Source organism: Inhella sp., from assembly GCF_041912635.1.
Classification (GTDB): domain Bacteria; phylum Pseudomonadota; class Gammaproteobacteria; order Burkholderiales; family Burkholderiaceae_C; genus Inhella.
This window is the reverse complement of sequence record NZ_JAYRMO010000016.1, coordinates 1-16,998: the sequence shown is the minus strand read 5'-3', so window position 1 is coordinate 16,998 and position 16,998 is coordinate 1. Positions and strand designations below refer to the sequence as shown.

Sequence of the window (16,998 nt, the reverse complement as noted above, 5' to 3'; positions counted from 1 at the left end):
GACCTCCGTCATGGGAATGAAGGGGAAGGCCCTATTTGGCGTCGGAGCCGAACTGCCACATGCGCAGCAGGCGCTCGTAGGCGATGGTGCGGCCGGGCGGCTTCTCATTGGCCAGGCGCGGGCGGGCCGCGCCGGGCAGGGCCTGCCACTGCGCCTCGGCCAGGCGCTCGCGCAAGCGCGGCGCGCAGGGGCCGCTTTGGCTGCGCGCCAGCCGGGCCAGGCTGGCGTCCATGGCCTCGGCCAGATCGTCCAGCGCCTGCTGCGCGCCCACGCGCCCTTCGCTGGCCATGCCGATGTGTTGCCACCAGAGCTCGGCCAGCTCGGGGTAGTCGGGCACGTTCGGGCCGGTCGGTGTCCAGTACACGCGGGAGGGGCTGCGGTAGAACTCCACCAGGCCACCCAGGCGCGGCGCCAAGCGCGTCATGGCCTCGGAGCGGATGTCGCTCTCGCGCACGAAGGTCAGGCCGGTCAGGCTCTTCTTCAGCGACACCGCCTTGCAGACGCAGAACTGCGCGTACAGCCAGGCCATGCGGCGGCGCGCCAGCGGGGTGCTCTTGAGCAGGGTCCAGGCGCCCACGTCCTGGTAGCCGCGCTGCATGCCGCTCTGCCAGTAGGCGCCGTGCGGCGAGGGCGCGACGCGCCATTTGGGCCGGCCATCGGCATGGTTGACCGGCAGGCCCGGTTTGGACATGGCCGCTGTGAAGGCCGTGTACCAGAAGATCTGCTGGGCGATGGCGCCCTGCCCCGGCACCGGGCCGGCCTGGTTGAAGTCCAGCTCGGCCGCGCCGGGCGGAGCGAAGCGGCGCAGCCAGTCCAGGTAACGCTCCAGCGCGTAGCGCGCCGCCGGGCTGTTGGTGCCGCCGCCGCGCGCCACGCTGGCGCCCACGGGGCGGCAGCCTTCCATGCGAATGCCCCATTCATCCACCGGCAGGCCATTGGGGTAGCCGGGGCTGCCCTGGCCGGCCATCGAGAGCCAGGCATCGGTGAAGCGCCAGCCCAGGGAAGGGTCGCGCTTGCCGTAATCCATATGGCCGTAGACGCGCCGGCCATCAAGGCGCTGCACCTCGTGGGTGAAGAACTCGGCGATGTCCTCGTAGGCCGACCAGTTCAGCGGCACGCCCAGCGCGTAGCCATAGCGGGTCTGGAAGCGGCGCTGCAGATCGGGGCGGCTGAACCAGTCGTGACGGAACCAGTAGAGGTTGGCGAACTGCTGGTCGGGCAGCTGGTACAGATCGCCGTTGGGCGCGGTGGTGAAGGCCAGGCCGATGAAGTCCTTCAGGTCCAGCGTGGGCAGGGTCTGGGCGCGGCCCTCGCCGCGCATCCAGTCGCTCAGCACCAGCGTGGCGTCGTAGCGCCAGTGCGTGCCGATGAGGTCGCTGTCGTTCACATAGGCGTCGTAATGTGGCGTGCCCTTGAGCATCTGCTCGCGGATGCGGCGCACCACCTCGCCCTCGGGGATGAGATCGTGCTGGACCTGGATGCCGGTGATCTCGCTGAAAGCCGGGGCCAGCACCTTGGCCTCGTACTCGTGCGTGTCGATGATCTCGGCGACGACCTTGATGGACTGGCCGCGGAAGGGCGCGGCGGCGGCGCGGAACCAGGCCAGCTCCTCGCGCTGCGCCTGCGCGCTGAGGGTGCTGGGCTGGAACTGCGCCGCCCAGTGGGCGATGGCATCGCGCGCGCCCCAGCCATGGGGCGGCAAGGCCAGGGCGGCACAGGCGGCAAGGGCGGGGCGGCGCTGCATCAGGCGGGCAGGGTCTGAACGTTCTCGGGGCGCACGCCATAGCGTGCCAGCAGCGCGTGGTAGGCCGGCTGGGCCTTGTAGCGGCGCAGCGCCTCACCAAAGCGCTGCGCCAGCTGCGTGTGGCCACGCTGGCGCGCAAAGCCCACGTACAGGCGCCCCGGGGCGATCGGCGTCTGGTCGGCCGCCAGCTCGCGCTGCCAGCCCTCGCGCTGCAGCAGATGCTCGCCTACACCGGCGTGCACCAGGGCCAAGTCCACTCGCCGGGCCAGCAGCTTGCGCAGGCTCTGCTCATGGGTGGCCGAGGGCTCGCGCGTGAAGTAGGCCGCGGCCATGAAGTCCGGCGGGTACTGGTAACCCGCCAGCACCGCCACGCTGCGGCCCTTCAAAGTGAACAGGCCATCGAAGGCAAAAGGCTGGTCGCGGCGGAAAAAGAAGTGGCTGTGCGAACCGGCCAGCGGTTCGTCCGGAAAGGCCAGCACCTCCTCGCGTTCATTCAAATTGCCGCGGCTGATGCCAATGACGCCATCCAGGCTGCCACGCTCCAGTTCCAGCAGGGCGCGCTTCCAGGGCAACAGCTGGATCTCGGCGCTGCGACCCAGGCCGCCCAGCACCGCCCGCACCAGCTCGCAGTCCAGGCCTTCGGCGCGGCCCTCTACCTGCTGGCTGAAGGGCGGGAAGACTTCCGCCGCCAGCTGCAAGGGAGCCAACGCGGCGTGCGCGGGCAAGCCCAGGGCCGCACCACAGGCGAGGGTCTGGCGGCGGCTCAGGGGCATTGGCGCTCCGGTGAATCAGGGCCCTCAGCTTAGCCAACGGCGCGCGGCGAGCAACTCCCGCGCCACCGTCCAGGGCGGGCGGCCGGCCGCCAGGGTGCGCCAGCGCGGCCACAGGCATTGCAGCAGCTCGGCGCTGGCCCAGGCATCGGCGCTGGCGCGGTGGCGCTGGCTGGCGGCCAGGCCGAAGGCATCCAGCCAGTCGTCCAGCGTGCGGCGCTCGGGCCATTCGGGGTAGAGCGCGCGCGCCAGCACGGCCAGGTCCAGCCAGGCAGCGGGCCAGGGGCGGCCGGTCTGGCGGCGCCACTCGCGGTCCAGCATGCCGGCATCAAAGGCGGCATGAAAGCCCAGGCAGGGCGCACCGGCCACGAAGGCCAGCAGGGCCTGCAGCGCCTGCTCGGGTGCCTGGCCCTGGCCTTGCTCGCCACGGCCGATGCCATGCAGCAGGATGTTGCGACGCGCCACCTCGTCGAGCACCAGGCCCTCGGGCGCCCGCAGCACGATCTCCAGGCTGTCGGCCACACGCAGCCGGGGCCGCCCGCCGCCGAGATCCGGTTCCCAGTGCAGCGCCACGCCGGCCACGGCGATCAGGCGGTCGCGCACCATGTCCAGCCCGCTGGTCTCGACGTCGATCAGCACCCAGCGCCGGGCCGTGGCCGCGGCCTGCTCGCGCGCGGCGGCGGCGCGCCAGTCCTGCCATCGCTGCAGCAGCGGCTTCATGACTTCAGGTAGTCAAGCTGCAGGCGCTGCTGCAGGCGCTGGGCCACGCGCAGCGACACCCGCAGGGTACGGCGGTCCAGGTCGTTGAGCGATTCGAGCAGCACCCAGTTGGGGTTGTCGGGGTCGGCGGGCGATTCCAGATGGGCGCGCAGGCGCAGGCCCTGCAGGAACTCGAAGGCCGCCGTCCAGCCCTCGCGCTCGGGCGCGGGCACGCCCAGCTGCTCGCCCGCACGCAGCAGGCGCTCGCGGGTGCCCAGGGCATCCAGGCCCTGCGCCAGCGCCAGGATGCGCGCGGCCTCGACGAACACGGCCGAGCCACCGGCCTTCAGGTCCAGGCCCAGGCGGCCCTCGCGCTCCTGGGGGTCGAGCGCGCCGCGCCAGGACAGCGGCACCTTGCCGCGCAGCGCCGCCTCGGTCAGCAGGTGCAGGAAGCGGCCGCTGGCCGGGCCGCGCGCAATGGCGCGCAGGGGCTCGGCCAGCTGCACAGCGCCGGCCAGCGCCCGGCCATCGAAGTAGATCGAGGCCGCCAGCAGTTCCTCGGGCGTGCCGCGGCCCAGCCAGCTTTCGAAGCGCTCGCACCACTCCTCGACCGAGCGGCAGCAGTCCGGCTGCGAGGCCATCACCCCGCCCTTGCAGAGCGGGAAGCCGCAGGCGTCCAGGCTGGCGCAGACGCGCTCGCCCAGGGCCAGCCAGCGCGGCCGGTCGTCATCGGGGTTGGCGCTCTGGAAGACGATGCCGTTGTCCTGGTCGGTGGCGACGGACTGCTCGCCGCGCCCCTCGCTGCCGAACACCAGCCAGGCGGCCTGGCTCAGGTCCAGGCCAAGCTGCTCGGCATGCAGTTCCACCAGGCGCTCGGTGAGCAGATCGTTCAGGTGGGAGATCAGCGCGGTGAGCGTGTGCGCGCCCACGCCCTGGGCGCCGAGGTGACGCGCCAGTTCGCGGATGCGGGGCGCCAGTTCGCGCAGCTCCTGCACCTCCTGCGCGGCGCGCAGGTCCGCACCGATGCGCTGCACCGACAGGCGCGAGAGCGCGAACAGGTCGCGCTCCGAGACGATGCCGACCAGGCTTTCGCCATCGACCACCGGCACATGGCGCAGGGTGTAGCGGCTCATCAGCAGGGCTGCGTCCTGCGCGGTGTGCTGCACAGTGAGCGTGCGCACCGGCTGGCTCATCACGGCGCGGATGGGCGTGGCCAGCGAGCGCTGCGGCAGGGTGATGCGCTCCAACAGGTCGTCGCGCGTGAGGATGCCGATCGGACGCTGCTGCGCGTCCACCACCATCACCGAGCCCACGCGCCGGCCGGCCATGGCGCGCAGCGCCAGCTCCAGCGGCATGTCCGCCGCCACCGCCAGCGGGTTGCGGCGCATCAGCTCGCCCAGCGGCCGCTCCATCGACTGTTCGGCCAGCGCCGCCTGCGTGGCGGCCTGGGCCTGGGCGCGGCTGGCCAGGCTGATGAGCTGCAGCACGCGCTCGCTGAGGTGCGCGGCCAGCGGCGGGCTGACGGCTGCCACGCTGCGCACCAGCTCGGCCGGCAGCGCCCAGGCAAACACATCGGTCTCGGCGCTGTAGGTGGCGGTAACCGCACGGCCCTGCATCAGCGCCGCCATCGGGAAGCAGTCACCGGCCTCGTACTGCCAGCCCTCGCCGGGGCGGTCCAGCTCGGCCAGGCCGCGCTGCGCCGTCACCACCCCGCTCTTGACGACATACAGGTGCCGGGCCTCGCCATCGCTGGGCGCGGCGATCACTTCCTCGGGCGCGAAGTACACCAGGTCGGCGGCCCGCACCAGTTGCTCCAGCGGCGCCTGCGCCATCGCGTCGAAGGGGTGGTGCTGGCGCCATTGCGCCATCTGCTGCGCCAGCAGGTGCGCGGAAGGGGTGTCGGCCATGGCGGGGCGGAAAAGAAAAAGGGCCCTGCATGATGCAGGGCCCGGGCCTCAGCAGGGCTTGCGCGGTATCAAGCGCGGCCCAGTTTCAGGTCGGGGTAGCGCACATGCTCGACGAGCTCCTGCGTCTCCTTGCCGGGTGCGGGCGTCAGCAGGCTGACGATGATGATCACCGCAAAGCCCAGCGGCACGCCGAACAGGCCGGCACTGATGGGCAGGATGCCCCACCACAGCTCCACCGGCGAGGTGACGCCGAACACCGAGCGCAGCCAGGGCTGGGTCATGACCATGTAGTAGAAGGTGATGCCCAGGCCGGCGGCGATGCCCGCGCTGGCGCCCCACTTGTTGGCACGCTTCCAGAACACGCCCAGCACCAGGGCCGGGAAGAAGGCCGCCGCCGCGAAGCTGAAGGCCGCCGACACCAGGAAGAGGATGTCCGCGGGCTTCTGCGCCGCCACCGAGGCCGCCAACAGGGCCACCACCAGCAGCAGGATCTTGCTGATGGTGACGCGCCGTGCCGTCGAGGCGTTCGGGTCGATCATCTTGTAGTAGACGTCGTGGCTGAGCGCGTTGGCAATCGTCAGCAGCAGGCCGTCGGCGGTGGACAGCGCCGCGGCCAGGCCGCCGGCCGCCACCATGCCGCTGATGACGTAGGGCAGGCCGCCGATCTCGGGCGTGGCCAGCACGATGATGTCGCCGCCAATCTTCATCTCGCCGAGCTGGAAGATGCCGTCCTTGTTGATGTCGGTCACCGACAGCAGACCCGGATCGACCTTGGCCCAGCTGGCAATCCAGGCCGGCAGTTGGTCAAAGGGCGTGCCCACGAGGTTGTTGAAGACCTCGAACTTGACCAGCACGGCCAGGGCCGGCGCGGTGAAGTACAGCAGGAAGATGAAGAACAGCGACCAGGTGACGGACTCGCGCGCCTCCTTCACCGAAGGCGTGGTGTAGTAGCGCATCAGGATGTGCGGCAGCGCGGCCGTCCCCACCATCAGGCAGAACACCAGGGCGAGGAAGTTGCGGCGGTCGACGTCGAAGGCCTCCTTCGCCTTGGCGTCCCCGTTCGGATCGCCCTTGAACTGCGCCGCATGGGCCGGCATGCCGGCCAGGGGCTTGGCGCGGTCCTCGTTGGCCTTCTTGGCCTTGGCCCAGCTGTCCTTGGCCGCGGCCTCGTCCTTGGGCACGGCGGCCAGCGCCTTCTCGGCGGCCTGAATGTCGGCCAGCGGTGCATTGGCGGCCTTCAGCTCGGCCAGCTTGTTCTCGGCCGCGGCCTTGTCGGCGGCCAGCGCCGCTGGCACGTCCTTGAGCTTGGCGTCGAACTCCGCGGCCTTCTGCTTGAAGATCGCAATGACCTCCAGCTCCTTCGGGTCGGCTTGGATCAGCTTCTCCTTGGCCGTCACCTTTTCCAGCTGGTAGCCGTAGACGATTTGCGGGATCGGCACGCCGGTCTGCTTCACCGACAGCCAGGCCACCGGGATCATGTAGGCAATGATCAGGATGATGTATTGCGCCACCTGGGTCCAGGTGACGGCGCGCATGCCACCCAGGAAGGAACAGACCAGGATGCCGGCCAGGCCGGCAAAGATGCCGACCGTGAACTCCAGGCCGGTGAGGCGGGCGGTGATCAGGCCCACGCCATAGATCTGCGCCACCACATAGGTGAAGGAGCAGAGGATGGCAGCCAGCACGCCGAGCATGCGCGGCAGATTGCCCTCGTAGCGCGCGCCCAGGAAGTCGGGGATGGTGAACTGCCCGAACTTGCGCAGATAGGGCGCCAGGAACAGCGCCACCAGGCAGTAGCCGCCGGTCCAGCCCATGATGAAGGCCAGGCCGCCGTAGCCCCCCAGGTAGAGCGTGCCGGCCATGCCGATGAAGCTGGCGGCAGACATCCAGTCCGCGCCGGTGGCCATGCCGTTGTAGACCGCTGGTACGCGCCGGCCGGCGACGTAGTACTCGCTGGCATCGCTGGTACGGCTCATGAAACCGATGCCCGCGTACAGCAGCACGGTGGCGGCCAGGAAGGTCAGGCCGATGGCCTGGCGCGACAGGCCCATCTGCTCGGCGATGGCCAGAAAGATGATGAAGGCGATGAAGCCGCCGGTGTACCAGCCGTACACCTTGTTGAGCTGCTTCTTGAAGGCCGCGTTGGCTGCTTTGGAGCTGCCGCCGGCGGTGGCGCTGGGTGCAATGCCTGCCATGTCATTCCTCCTCGGCCACGCCATGCTCTTGATCGAGCTTGTTCATGTAGTGGGCATAGAACCAAATGATGAGGACGTAAACGACCAACGCGCCTTGGGCACCCATCCAGAAACTGAAGGGCCAGCCAAAGAACGTGAAGCTCAGATCACGGGCGTAGAAGGCGACGACATAGGTCACCACAAACCAGATGGCCAGAAGCACTGCGGTGATGCGCAGGTTCTTCTGCCAGTACTGGCGATGCTTTTCGGTCAACTGCATGGTCTCCTCGGCTTCGCTCTTGTCAGCACCGGTTGGTGCGGGTTGCCGGCCTGCGGTGGCCGGCGCTCAGGAAACGGTGCCTAGCTCGCGGCGCAGGGCTTCGGCCACCTGGGGCTCGAAGCCGCTTAGGTGCTCGACGACGCGGGCGGCCTCGACAGGCTGGTTGTGACGCTGCAGCGCGCGCGCCAGCTGCGTCCAGCCATAGGGGCTCAGGGGCTGCAGTTCGGTGTTGCGCTTGAAGGCCGCGATGGCCTCTTCATGCCGGCCCAGCTGCAGCAGGCTCAAGCCCAGGCCGTACCAGGCGCGGTCCAGTTTGGGGTCGTGCTGCACGGCGCTGCGCAGCGCGGCCTCGGCCTCAGCGGCGCGACCCTCGGCCTCCAGCAGGAAGCCGAGGTTGAACCAGGTGGGAGCGTCGGCGGGGCGCTGGACCAGCAGCTGCTGCAGATCGGCGATGGCTGCACCGCGCTCGCCCGCCTGGGCGCGCAGGTGCGCGCGGCTGGCGCGGGCGAAGGCATGGCCGGGGTCCAGCGCGAGCATGCGGTCGAACACCCGCAGCGCCGCGCGCTGCAGGCCCAGCACCAGCAGCACCCAGGCGCAGCCGCGCAGCAGCAGCATCAGCGGCATTGCTCGACCCCGATCTGCACGCAGGTCTGCACTTTCAGCAGGGTGGCGATGAACCAGGTGGACGCCAGCAGCAGGCCGGTGGCCAGCGGGATGTGGCGGTCCAGCACCTGGCGCGGGCTGATGGCGCGCGTGAGGCGTTCCACCGGCCGGGTGACGATGCCCAGCACCTGGTAGAACAGGTTGGACTCGCGCTGTTTGCCGGCCAGCAGGCCGAGCAACCAGCGGCCGATCAACGCCATCAGCGCGATCTCGGCCAGCAGCTTGATGAGGGTGACGCTGAGCAGCATGGCGGCTCCTCTGCTTTGGGGTGCGGGCATGGTGCGGCCGCGGCGCTTACGGCTTTCTGACAAAAGCCGTCAGCGCCGCGTAAGCCCTCCCCGGGCTTACCCGCGGGGGTGACATGAGAGAATCCGCGCCCTTCAACGGCCCGCGCCGCGCCACCCTGGCGCCCTTCCCTGACGGGCCCCCAACCGAACGAAGCACATGGACGCCGAACGCATCAATGCCTTGGGCACGCTGATCAATGACCTCCGCGCGCGCACCGACGCGCTCCGGGGGTATCTTTGACTACGACCGCAAAGCCCTGCGACTGAACGAGGTCAACGCCGCCCTCGAAAACCCTGCCGTCTGGAACGAGCCCAAGCGGGCCCAGGAACTGGGCAAGGAAAAGCGCGAACTCGACCGCGTGGTCGAGACCATCAATCACCTCGAAGGCAATCTGGCCGACAACTTGGAGTTGTTCGACATGGCCAAGGCCGAGGATGACTACGACTCGATCGAGACCCTGGAAGGCGAGACGGCCAAGCTGACCGCCGCCGTCGAGGAGCTCGAGTTCCGCCGCATGTTCAACAACCCGGCGGACCCGAGCAACTGCTTCATCGACATCCAGGCCGGCGCCGGCGGCACCGAGGCCTGCGACTGGGCCGGCATGCTGCTGCGCCAGTACATCAAGTACTGCGAGCGCAAGGGCTTCAAGTACACGATCGAGGACGAGACCCCGGGCGACGTGGCCGGCATCAAGGGCGCCACCATCAAGGTGGAAGGCGAGTACGCCTTCGGCCTGCTGCGCACCGAGAGCGGCGTGCACCGCCTGGTGCGCAAGAGCCCCTTCGACAGCAGCGGCGGCCGCCACACCAGCTTCGCCTCGTTGTTCGTCTACCCGGAAATCGATGACTCGATCGAGATCGACATCAACCCGGCCGATGTGCGCACCGACACCTACCGCGCCAGCGGCGCCGGCGGCCAGCACATCAACAAGACCGACTCGGCGGTGCGCCTGACGCACATCCCCACCGGCATCGTGGTGCAGTGCCAGGACAGCCGCAGCCAGCACAGCAACCGCGACGTCGCCTGGCGCCGCCTGCGCTCGCGCCTGTACGACCACGAGATGAAGAAGCGCATGGCCGAGCAGCAGAAGCTTGAGGACAGCAAGACCGATGTGGGCTGGGGTCACCAGATCCGCAGCTACGTGCTGGACCAGAGCCGCATCAAGGACCTGCGCACCAACGTCGAGATCTCCAACACCCAGAAGGTGCTGGATGGCGACCTCGACGCCTTCATCACCGAATCCCTCAAGCAGGGCGTCTGATCGTTCCAGCCCGGCCCCAGCCGGGCTTTTTCTATATCCGCGAAGGAGCCAGCCATGCGCGAAGGCCATGCCCACGTCATCCACCGCCACGACTACCAGGCGCCCACCTACTGGATCGCCACCGTCGACCTGACGCTCGACCTCGACCCCGCCAAGACCCTGGTCACCAGCAAACTGGCCGTCAAGCGCAATGCCAACCAGCCGCATGGCCCGCTGGTGCTGCACGGCGAAGAGCTGACGCCGCTGCGCGTGATGATCGACGGCGAACCGGTGAGCTTCCGCCAGGACGGCAACGAGCTGACCATCGACGCGCCGGACCGCGACTTCGAGCTGGTCATCCGCAACACCTGCTGCCCCGAAAAGAACACCGCGCTGAGCGGCCTCTACACCTCGGGCGGCGGCTTCTTCACCCAGTGCGAGGCCGAGGGCTTCCGCCGCATTACCTACTTCCTGGACCGCCCCGACGTGATGGCGGTCTACACCGTGCTGCTGCGCGCCGACAAGGCGAAGTACCCGGTGCTGCTCTCCAACGGCAACCTGCTGGAGCAGGGTGACTTGGACGGTGGCAAGCACTTCGCCAAGTGGCACGACCCCTTCCCCAAGCCCAGCTATCTGTTCGCCGTGGTGGCGGCCGATCTGGTGGCGCGCGAGCAGCGCATCCGCACCCGCTCGGGCAAGGACCACCTGCTGCAGGTCTACGTGCGCCGTGGCGACCTGGACAAGACCGAGCACGCGATGAACTCGCTGATCGCCTCGATCGTCTGGGACGAGGCGCGCTTCGGCCTGCCGCTGGATCTGGAGCGCTTCATGATCGTGGGGGTCAGCGACTTCAACATGGGCGCGATGGAGAACAAGGGCCTGAACATCTTCAACACCAGCGCCCTGCTCGCTTCGCCCGCCACGGCGACGGATGCCGACTTCCAGCGCATCGAAGCCATCGTGGCGCACGAGTACTTCCACAACTGGACCGGCAACCGTGTCACCTGCCGGGACTGGTTCCAGCTCTCGCTGAAAGAAGGCCTGACCGTCTTCCGCGACCGCGAATTCAGCATGGACATGGCGGGCTCCCCTTCGGCCCGCGCCGTGCAGCGCATCCAGCAGGTGCGCGCCCTGCGCGCCGTGCAGTTCCCCGAGGACGCCGGCTCGATGGCCCACCCGGTGCGCCCGGACAGCTATGTCGAGATCAACAACTTCTACACCGCCACCGTCTACGAAAAGGGCGCCGAGGTGGTGGGCCTGTACCAGACCCTGCTGGGCCGCGAGGGTTTTGCCAAGGGCCTGAAGCTCTACTTCGAGCGCCACGACGGCCAGGCCGTGACCTGCGACGACTTCGCCCAGGCCATGGCCGATGCCAACCCGGGCTCGCAGCTGGCCAGCCAGCTGGATCTGTTCAAGCGCTGGTACAGCCAGCCTGGCACGCCGCGCGTGACGGCGCGCGGCCAGTACGACGCCGAGTCGCACCGCTACACGCTCAAACTCAGCCAGCACAACGGCAAGGGTGAGCTGCCCCAGCTGATCCCCGTGCGCATGGGCCTCCTCGGCCCCGAGGGCCAGGCCCTGCCGCTGCAGTGGGAAGGCGAGCTGGCCAGCCACGGCAGCGAGACCGTGCTGCTGCTGGAGCAGACCGAGCAGGAGTTCCACTTCGTCAACGTGCTGATGGAGCCCACGCCCTCGCTGCTGCGGGGCTTCTCGGCCCCGGTGCTGCTGGACGACGGCCTGAGCGACGCCCAGCTCTTGAACCTGCTGCAGCACGACAGCGATGCCTTCAACCGCTGGGAGGCCAGCCAGCGCCTGGCGTTGAACCGCATCCTCGGCGCCGTGCGCGCCGGCCAAGCCCTGGTGCTGGACGCCGCCTACCTGGACGCCATGCGCGCCGTGCTGCGTCACCCGCAGCTCGATGCCGCCTTCAAGGCCGAGGCCCTGCGCCTGCCCGAGGCCGCCTACCTGGCCGAGCAGCTGGAGGTGGTGGACCCGCAGGCCATCCACGCCGCCGTCGAGGCCGCTTGGACGCAAATCGCCCAGGCCCTGCGCGCCGATTGGGAATGGGCCTTCGAGGCCCACCAGGTGAGCGGCGGCTACCGCCCCAGCGCCGAGGACGCCGGCCGCCGCGCGCTGGCCAACTTGGCCCTGAGCCTGCTGGTGCGTGCCTCCACCTTGAGCGGCGAGCCGGTGTGGCCTGGCAAGGCCTACCAGCGCGTGAAGGACGCCGACAACATGACCGAGCGCTTCGGCGCCCTGGCCGCGCTGGTGAGCGCGCACGCGCCGCTGGCCGACGCCGCGCTGGCCCACTTCCATGCCCAGTTCGCGCACGACGCCCTGGTGATCGACAAGTGGTTCATGCTGCAGGCCCGCGCCCCCGAGCGCGACGGCAAGGTGTTCGAGCGCGTCAAGAAGCTGCTGCAGCACCCGGACTTCACGCTCAAGAACCCGAACCGCGCGCGCAGCCTGCTGGTGCAGTACTGCAACTTCAACCCGGGCGCCTTCCACCGCGCCGATGCCGGCGGCTACGTGCTGTGGGCCGATCAGGTCGCGCACCTCGACGCCATCAACCCCCAGGCCGCCAGCCGCCTGGCGCGCGCCATGGACCGTTGGGCCACGCTGGCCGAGCCCTTCCGCGGCGCGGCCAGGGTGGCGCTGCAGCGCCTGGCCGAGCGCAGCACACTCAGCAATGACGTGCGCGAGATCGTCACCAAGGCCTTGGAGGTCGTATGAGCTCCCGCATCAGCCTGACCCAGTACCTGGTCGAACAACAGCGCCAGAACAACAGCATCCCGCCGCAGCTGCGCCTGCTGATCGAGGTCGTCGCGCGCGCCTGCAAGCGCATCGCCATCAGCGTCAACAAGGGCGCGCTGGGTGATGTGCTGGGCAGCGCCGACAGCGAGAACGTGCAGGGCGAGGTGCAGAAGAAGCTGGACATCATCGCCAACGAGGTGCTGATCGAAGCCAATGAGTGGGGCGGCCACCTGGCCGCGATGGCGTCCGAAGAGATGGACTCCATCCATGTGGTGCCGAACCGCTTCCCGCAGGGCGAGTACCTGCTGCTGTTCGATCCCCTCGACGGCAGCTCGAACATCGACGTCAACGTCAGCATCGGCACCATCTTCTCGGTGCTGCGCAAGGTCAACAACCACCGCGGCGTCAGCGAGGAAGACTTCCTGCAGCCCGGCAAGCAGCAGGCCGCCGCCGGCTATTGCATCTACGGGCCGCAGACGACCCTGGTGCTGACGGTGGGCGATGGCGTGGCCATGTTCACGCTGGACCGCGAGATGGGCTCCTGGGTGCTGACCGAGGACAACGTCAAGATCCCGGCCGACACCAAGGAGTTCGCCATCAACATGTCGAACCTGCGCCACTGGGCCCCGCCGGTGAAGCGCTACATCGACGAATGCCTGGCCGGCACGACGGGTCCGCGCGAAAAGGACTTCAACATGCGCTGGATCGCCAGCATGGTGGCGGATGTGCACCGAATCCTCTGCCGCGGCGGCATCTTCATGTACCCCTGGGACGCGCGCGAACCGCAGAAGGCCGGCAAGCTGCGCCTGATGTACGAGGCCAACCCGATGGGCTTCATCGTCGAGCAGGCCGGCGGCCTGGCCACGAACGGCAAGCAGCGCATCCTCGACATCAGCCCCACCAAGCTGCATGAGCGTGTGGCGGTGGTGCTGGGTTCGAAGAACGAGGTGGAGCGGGTGACGCAGTACCACCAGGAACAGGGTGATGCCGCGTGATGACTACCTGCCAGCAGTGTGGTGTTGCAGTCTTGGCATGCATTGAGCCCCCTTCTTGCGATCCGATCGACAGGAACTTGAGCCCCGCCTGAGAGCCCGCCGGGATTTCGTCCCGGCAGCCGACCTACTTTCTTGCTCGTGCAAGAAAGTAGGCAAAGAACACGCGCCCGCTACGCTGTCCCCGGCCTGCGGCCGGGGATTCCCTGCGCTGCTCGCGTCTTGGGGCCGCAGGGCGGAACGCACTGCGTTCGCTTCGCTCTCTCCGTTTGGACGGCCGCCCTGGGCCAGAAGTTGAAGCGCGCGGCGCGCGCGCCCCAAGCCGCTGTGCTGCTCGGCAGCTACGAAGGGCGGACAGCCAACAGCCGAACAGCCAGCAGCCGGGAAACGGCTCCATCGTCGAAGGCCGGGCTGTTCGGTCTTCGGCTATTGGCTGCTGCCCCTATGCAGGTGCCGAGCAGCACAGAAGCGCCGGGCGGCGTGCGGCACGCACGCCCACCCATCAAGCTCGGCCCAACTGTCTGAACGGAGTGAGCAAAGCGAACGCAGTGAGTTTTGGGCCGGCCCGGCGCTTCGCGCAGCGCAGGGGACCCCGCCGCAGGCGGGGCGCCGGAATCGGGGCCGTGTTCTTTGCTTACTTTCTTGCACGAGCAAGAAAGTGAGTCGCTTGCCGGGGCGAAATCCCGGCGGGCTGCGTCCATGCGCACAGCCCTCAGTAAAACGCATGCTGTCGGCAACACTGCACTAGGCTGCGAACTTCCACAGAGGTTCGCTTGCCGAAGATCAGTGGCGGCAGACCATCGATTTCTGCTGAGTCGGGATATCACGTCGCTACATCAACCGTTGAGCAACCCAAATGCCAGAACAGCCCTACATTCAAGGCAACGGCGAGTTCGGACTCGAAGTGGTAGGCGAGTCGTTCTATAGGGAAGAGATCGCTGCGGTTGCACAGAATCGAGCAGACGAACGCGCTTGGGTTTACTGCACCGCCACGCTTGTGCCCGAGGACACCAACCCGCATGACACTGAAGCTGTGGGTGTGTTCATTGCAGGGTCCAAGGTAGGTCACCTTTCGCGCGAACATGCGCGGATCTATCGAGGCCTCACGTGGGCGCGAAATCCAAGCTCTTCGCCAGCTCTTGTAGACGCCGTAATCACAAACGGTATGCACATCGGTGGGAAGGCGTACAGCTATACCGTTGAACTTGATCTGCCAAGTTCACCAGCTCTTGCGAGCGCTCTTCCAATCAAGTACCCCTCTCCAATTCGACGAAATGGTGAGCCGAAGTTGAAAGAGAAGGACGGAAAGTGGAGCGCTGTCGTTTGGCTTCCCGCCCGCAGACACGAGTTGCACAAGCACATGGAGTGCATGAGCTGGACCACTGAAAACTGGGACACCGTCAACGTCTACGTTCTCAATCGCCAAGGCATCGGGCTTGGTTTCAAGCTCCTAGGAACGCCGAAGCCTTTCTGGCTTTCCACCTTCGGTGAAACGGAGCCACAAATCTCATTGGACTTGATAGAGCCTAGGGTTGGATTGCTTTCACTCCAACCTGATTAGAGCCGCCAGCTAATTGAAGCTTCAGCAAGTGGACCATCAGCCTGATCACTAACTAGCGCAGCCGGGTTATGCGAAGCCAGCTGTGGCACGCTACTCACACAGCTTCTTGAAGGTGGCGATCACCGCGTCGCCCTTGAAGGGCTTGACGATCCAGCCCTTGACGCCGGCGGCCTTGCCGCGCTCCTTCATCACCGGGCTGTTCTCGGTGGTCAGCATGACGATGTTGACGGTCTTGTTGCCCAGCTCGCCGCGGATCTTCTCGGCCATGGTGAGGCCGTCCATGTTCGGCATGTTGACGTCGCTGACCACCAGCTTGATCTTGGGGTCGGCCTTGAGCTTGGCCAGGCCGTCTCGGCCGTCGTTGGCGGTGGCCACGTCCAAGCCGTTCTTCTTGAGGAAACCGGCCACTTCATCGCGCACGGTGCTGGAGTCGTCGACGACAAGAACTTGTGCCATGGGTCTCTGCTTTCGGGGGTTTCGGGGTGTTGGACTTAGAAAAGTTCGAGCTCGCCGGAAGCCAGCATCGAATCGGCCGCCGCCTGGTTTTCGCGGAACAGTTCGGGCGACCAGCTGAGGTTGAAGACGAAGCGCTGGTGCAGCTCGATGGCCTCGCCCTGCTGCAGCGCGTTGTCCCACAGGTGGTAGCGGAAGCACAGCTGCGGGTCTTCGCTACCGAAGGAGATGTAGCGCTGCGGGTGGTTGATGACGATGGGGACCTGGGTCATCTTGCTCAGGCTCGCGTCCTCGCAGGCGATGAAGCGGTTCTTGAAGGCGCCCCAGATCAGGTTCGTCGTCTCGGAGAAGACGTTGTTGATGGCACGGATCGAGTCGCGGTGCGTGCTCTCCATGTCGGCCAGTTGGTGGGACTGCAGGCGTTGCAAGCCGCGCTCCTCGATCTGCAGCATCATGTAGCCGCGACACCAGCTGGCTTCGAGGGGGATCAGCGAATAGACCTCGCCGTAGATCAGCCGGTCGCGCACGATGATGGGCGCCTCGGCCAGCACGGTGATGTCCTTGAACTGGCCCTGCAGGGCCTGCAAGGTGAGTTCGGCGATGCCGCGCACCAGCGGTTCGGGGTAGACGAGCGAGAACAGGGAGGCCTGGATGACGGCGGCCATGCCCTCCAGCTCATCCAGCCGGTAGGCGTGGCGCACCACGCGCTGATCGGCCTCGCTCAAGGCCGTGTGCTCGGCGCAGCGCAGAAAGATGGGCAGCTCGGGGCGGATGCGATGCAGTTCATGCGCCAGGCGCCGGCCCTGAAGGCCCTGGCAGGCATAGGCCTCAGAAAGGAACAGCGCGCCCAGATCGATGCTGGAGCGCAGCACCGCCATCAGGTGCTCGGACTGCACCTTGACGGGCAGCAGGTCCGCGCCCTCGCAGAAGGCCTTGAGGGCTTCGGCCGCACCACCCTCTTCTTCCAGCACCAGCACCTTGACCTGCAGTTTGGCGACGGCGTGCATGGGCGGCTCCGTGGGCTGCTGACTCAAAACATCTCGAGTTCGCCGGCGTCGGCTTCCTCGGCCTCGGTTTCCACCTCGGCGTGGAAGTCCAGCGGCACGAAGGCGGACACGAACAGGGTGGCGTAAAAGTCCAGGCCCAGACCGCTGACCTGGTACAGCCGGCGGTGGCCCGCCCCCAGGGCGTCCAGGTAAGCCAGCGCCTCGCGCTCCAGCAGATTGGGCGTGGACATGCCGACATGCGTGAAGTGCCGCCCCAATTCGCGGTTCATCGTGCCCACGCAGATGTTTCCGCACTCGGACACCGCATCCACGAACGCCTGTTCGCTCCACTCCGCGGCATCCACACGGTTCAGGCGCGCGAAATGCTGCTTGCCTTCGGCGTCCAGGCGCACATGCAGCGCCAGCACCAGGCGGAACTCGGGGCTGGCGATCGTCAGCACCACGGCCTTCTTCTCCTTGGGCTTGC

15 protein-coding genes are annotated in these 16,998 nt (G+C 67.7%); 4 read left to right on the top strand and 11 right to left on the bottom strand.

The window, feature by feature from the left end; all coding sequences use genetic code 11:
• Window positions 1–31 precede the first annotated feature (31 nt).
• From ACE3QP_RS10940 to ACE3QP_RS10905, 8 genes are all read right to left on the bottom strand, one after another.
• The gene (locus ACE3QP_RS10940) at window positions 32–1,744 is read right to left on the bottom strand and encodes a carbohydrate ABC transporter substrate-binding protein (RefSeq protein WP_374436019.1); all 1,713 of its coding nucleotides are present in this window, start codon (window positions 1,742–1,744) and stop codon (window positions 32–34) included.
• Window positions 1,744–2,517 (bottom strand): substrate-binding periplasmic protein, encoded by a 774-nt coding sequence (locus tag ACE3QP_RS10935; RefSeq protein ID WP_374436018.1) that lies wholly within the window; start codon window positions 2,515–2,517, stop codon window positions 1,744–1,746. Before ACE3QP_RS10935 ends, ACE3QP_RS10940 begins: the two co-directional genes overlap by 1 nt.
• Window positions 2,518–2,541: 24 nt before the next feature.
• Window positions 2,542–3,234: a 3'-5' exonuclease gene (locus tag ACE3QP_RS10930; RefSeq protein ID WP_374436017.1), complete on the bottom strand. Its 693-nt coding sequence runs from the start codon at window positions 3,232–3,234 to the stop codon at window positions 2,542–2,544.
• Window positions 3,231–5,120: a DUF294 nucleotidyltransferase-like domain-containing protein gene (locus tag ACE3QP_RS10925; RefSeq protein WP_374436016.1), complete on the bottom strand. Its 1,890-nt coding sequence runs from the start codon at window positions 5,118–5,120 to the stop codon at window positions 3,231–3,233. The genes ACE3QP_RS10930 and ACE3QP_RS10925 overlap by 4 nt, the downstream gene beginning before the upstream one ends.
• 68 nt (window positions 5,121–5,188) lie before the next feature.
• Window positions 5,189–7,315: a VC_2705 family sodium/solute symporter gene (locus tag ACE3QP_RS10920; protein ID WP_374436015.1), complete on the bottom strand. Its 2,127-nt coding sequence runs from the start codon at window positions 7,313–7,315 to the stop codon at window positions 5,189–5,191.
• A 1-nt stretch (window position 7,316) separates the two neighbouring features.
• Window positions 7,317–7,574, bottom strand: a complete 258-nt coding sequence (locus ACE3QP_RS10915) for a DUF4212 domain-containing protein (RefSeq protein WP_374436014.1) — start codon at window positions 7,572–7,574, stop codon at window positions 7,317–7,319.
• Window positions 7,575–7,640: 66 nt separating this feature from the next.
• A complete protein-coding gene (locus ACE3QP_RS10910) occupies window positions 7,641–8,189 on the bottom strand; it encodes a tetratricopeptide repeat protein (protein ID WP_374436012.1) in 549 nt (182 codons plus the stop codon).
• A complete protein-coding gene (locus tag ACE3QP_RS10905) occupies window positions 8,189–8,485 on the bottom strand; it encodes a hypothetical protein (protein ID WP_198111942.1) in 297 nt (98 codons plus the stop codon). The genes ACE3QP_RS10910 and ACE3QP_RS10905 overlap by 1 nt, the downstream gene beginning before the upstream one ends.
• A 196-nt stretch (window positions 8,486–8,681) precedes the next feature.
• Between ACE3QP_RS10905 and prfB the strand changes: the two genes are divergently transcribed.
• From prfB to ACE3QP_RS10885, 4 genes are all read left to right on the top strand, one after another.
• A protein-coding gene (gene prfB, locus ACE3QP_RS10900; protein WP_374436009.1) for a peptide chain release factor 2 occupies window positions 8,682–9,786 on the top strand; the annotation gives its coding sequence in 2 pieces (ribosomal slippage) (window positions 8,682–8,762 and window positions 8,764–9,786; 1,104 coding nt in all).
• 54 nt (window positions 9,787–9,840) lie between these two features.
• On the top strand, window positions 9,841–12,498 hold the full coding sequence (gene pepN, locus ACE3QP_RS10895; RefSeq protein WP_374436007.1) for an aminopeptidase N: 2,658 nt from the start codon (window positions 9,841–9,843) through the stop codon (window positions 12,496–12,498).
• Entirely contained in the window at window positions 12,495–13,514 is a 1,020-nt protein-coding gene (locus ACE3QP_RS10890) for a class 1 fructose-bisphosphatase (RefSeq protein WP_374436006.1), read from the top strand. Before pepN ends, ACE3QP_RS10890 begins: the two co-directional genes overlap by 4 nt.
• Before the next feature lie 853 nt (window positions 13,515–14,367).
• Entirely contained in the window at window positions 14,368–15,072 is a 705-nt protein-coding gene (locus ACE3QP_RS10885) for a hypothetical protein (RefSeq protein ID WP_374436004.1), read from the top strand.
• Window positions 15,073–15,162: 90 nt separating this feature from the next.
• Here the strand turns inward: ACE3QP_RS10885 and ACE3QP_RS10880 are convergent, their stop codons facing one another.
• The 3 genes from ACE3QP_RS10880 to ACE3QP_RS10870 form a co-directional block, all read right to left on the bottom strand.
• On the bottom strand, window positions 15,163–15,528 hold the full coding sequence (locus ACE3QP_RS10880; RefSeq protein WP_198111938.1) for a response regulator: 366 nt from the start codon (window positions 15,526–15,528) through the stop codon (window positions 15,163–15,165).
• Between the two features lie 35 nt (window positions 15,529–15,563).
• Window positions 15,564–16,532, bottom strand: coding sequence for a chemotaxis protein CheX (locus ACE3QP_RS10875; RefSeq protein ID WP_374436002.1), 969 nt, complete (start codon window positions 16,530–16,532; stop codon window positions 15,564–15,566).
• Between the two features lie 23 nt (window positions 16,533–16,555).
• On the bottom strand, window positions 16,556–16,998 hold a 443-nt coding region (locus ACE3QP_RS10870; protein ID WP_374436000.1), incomplete at its 5' end, for a hypothetical protein.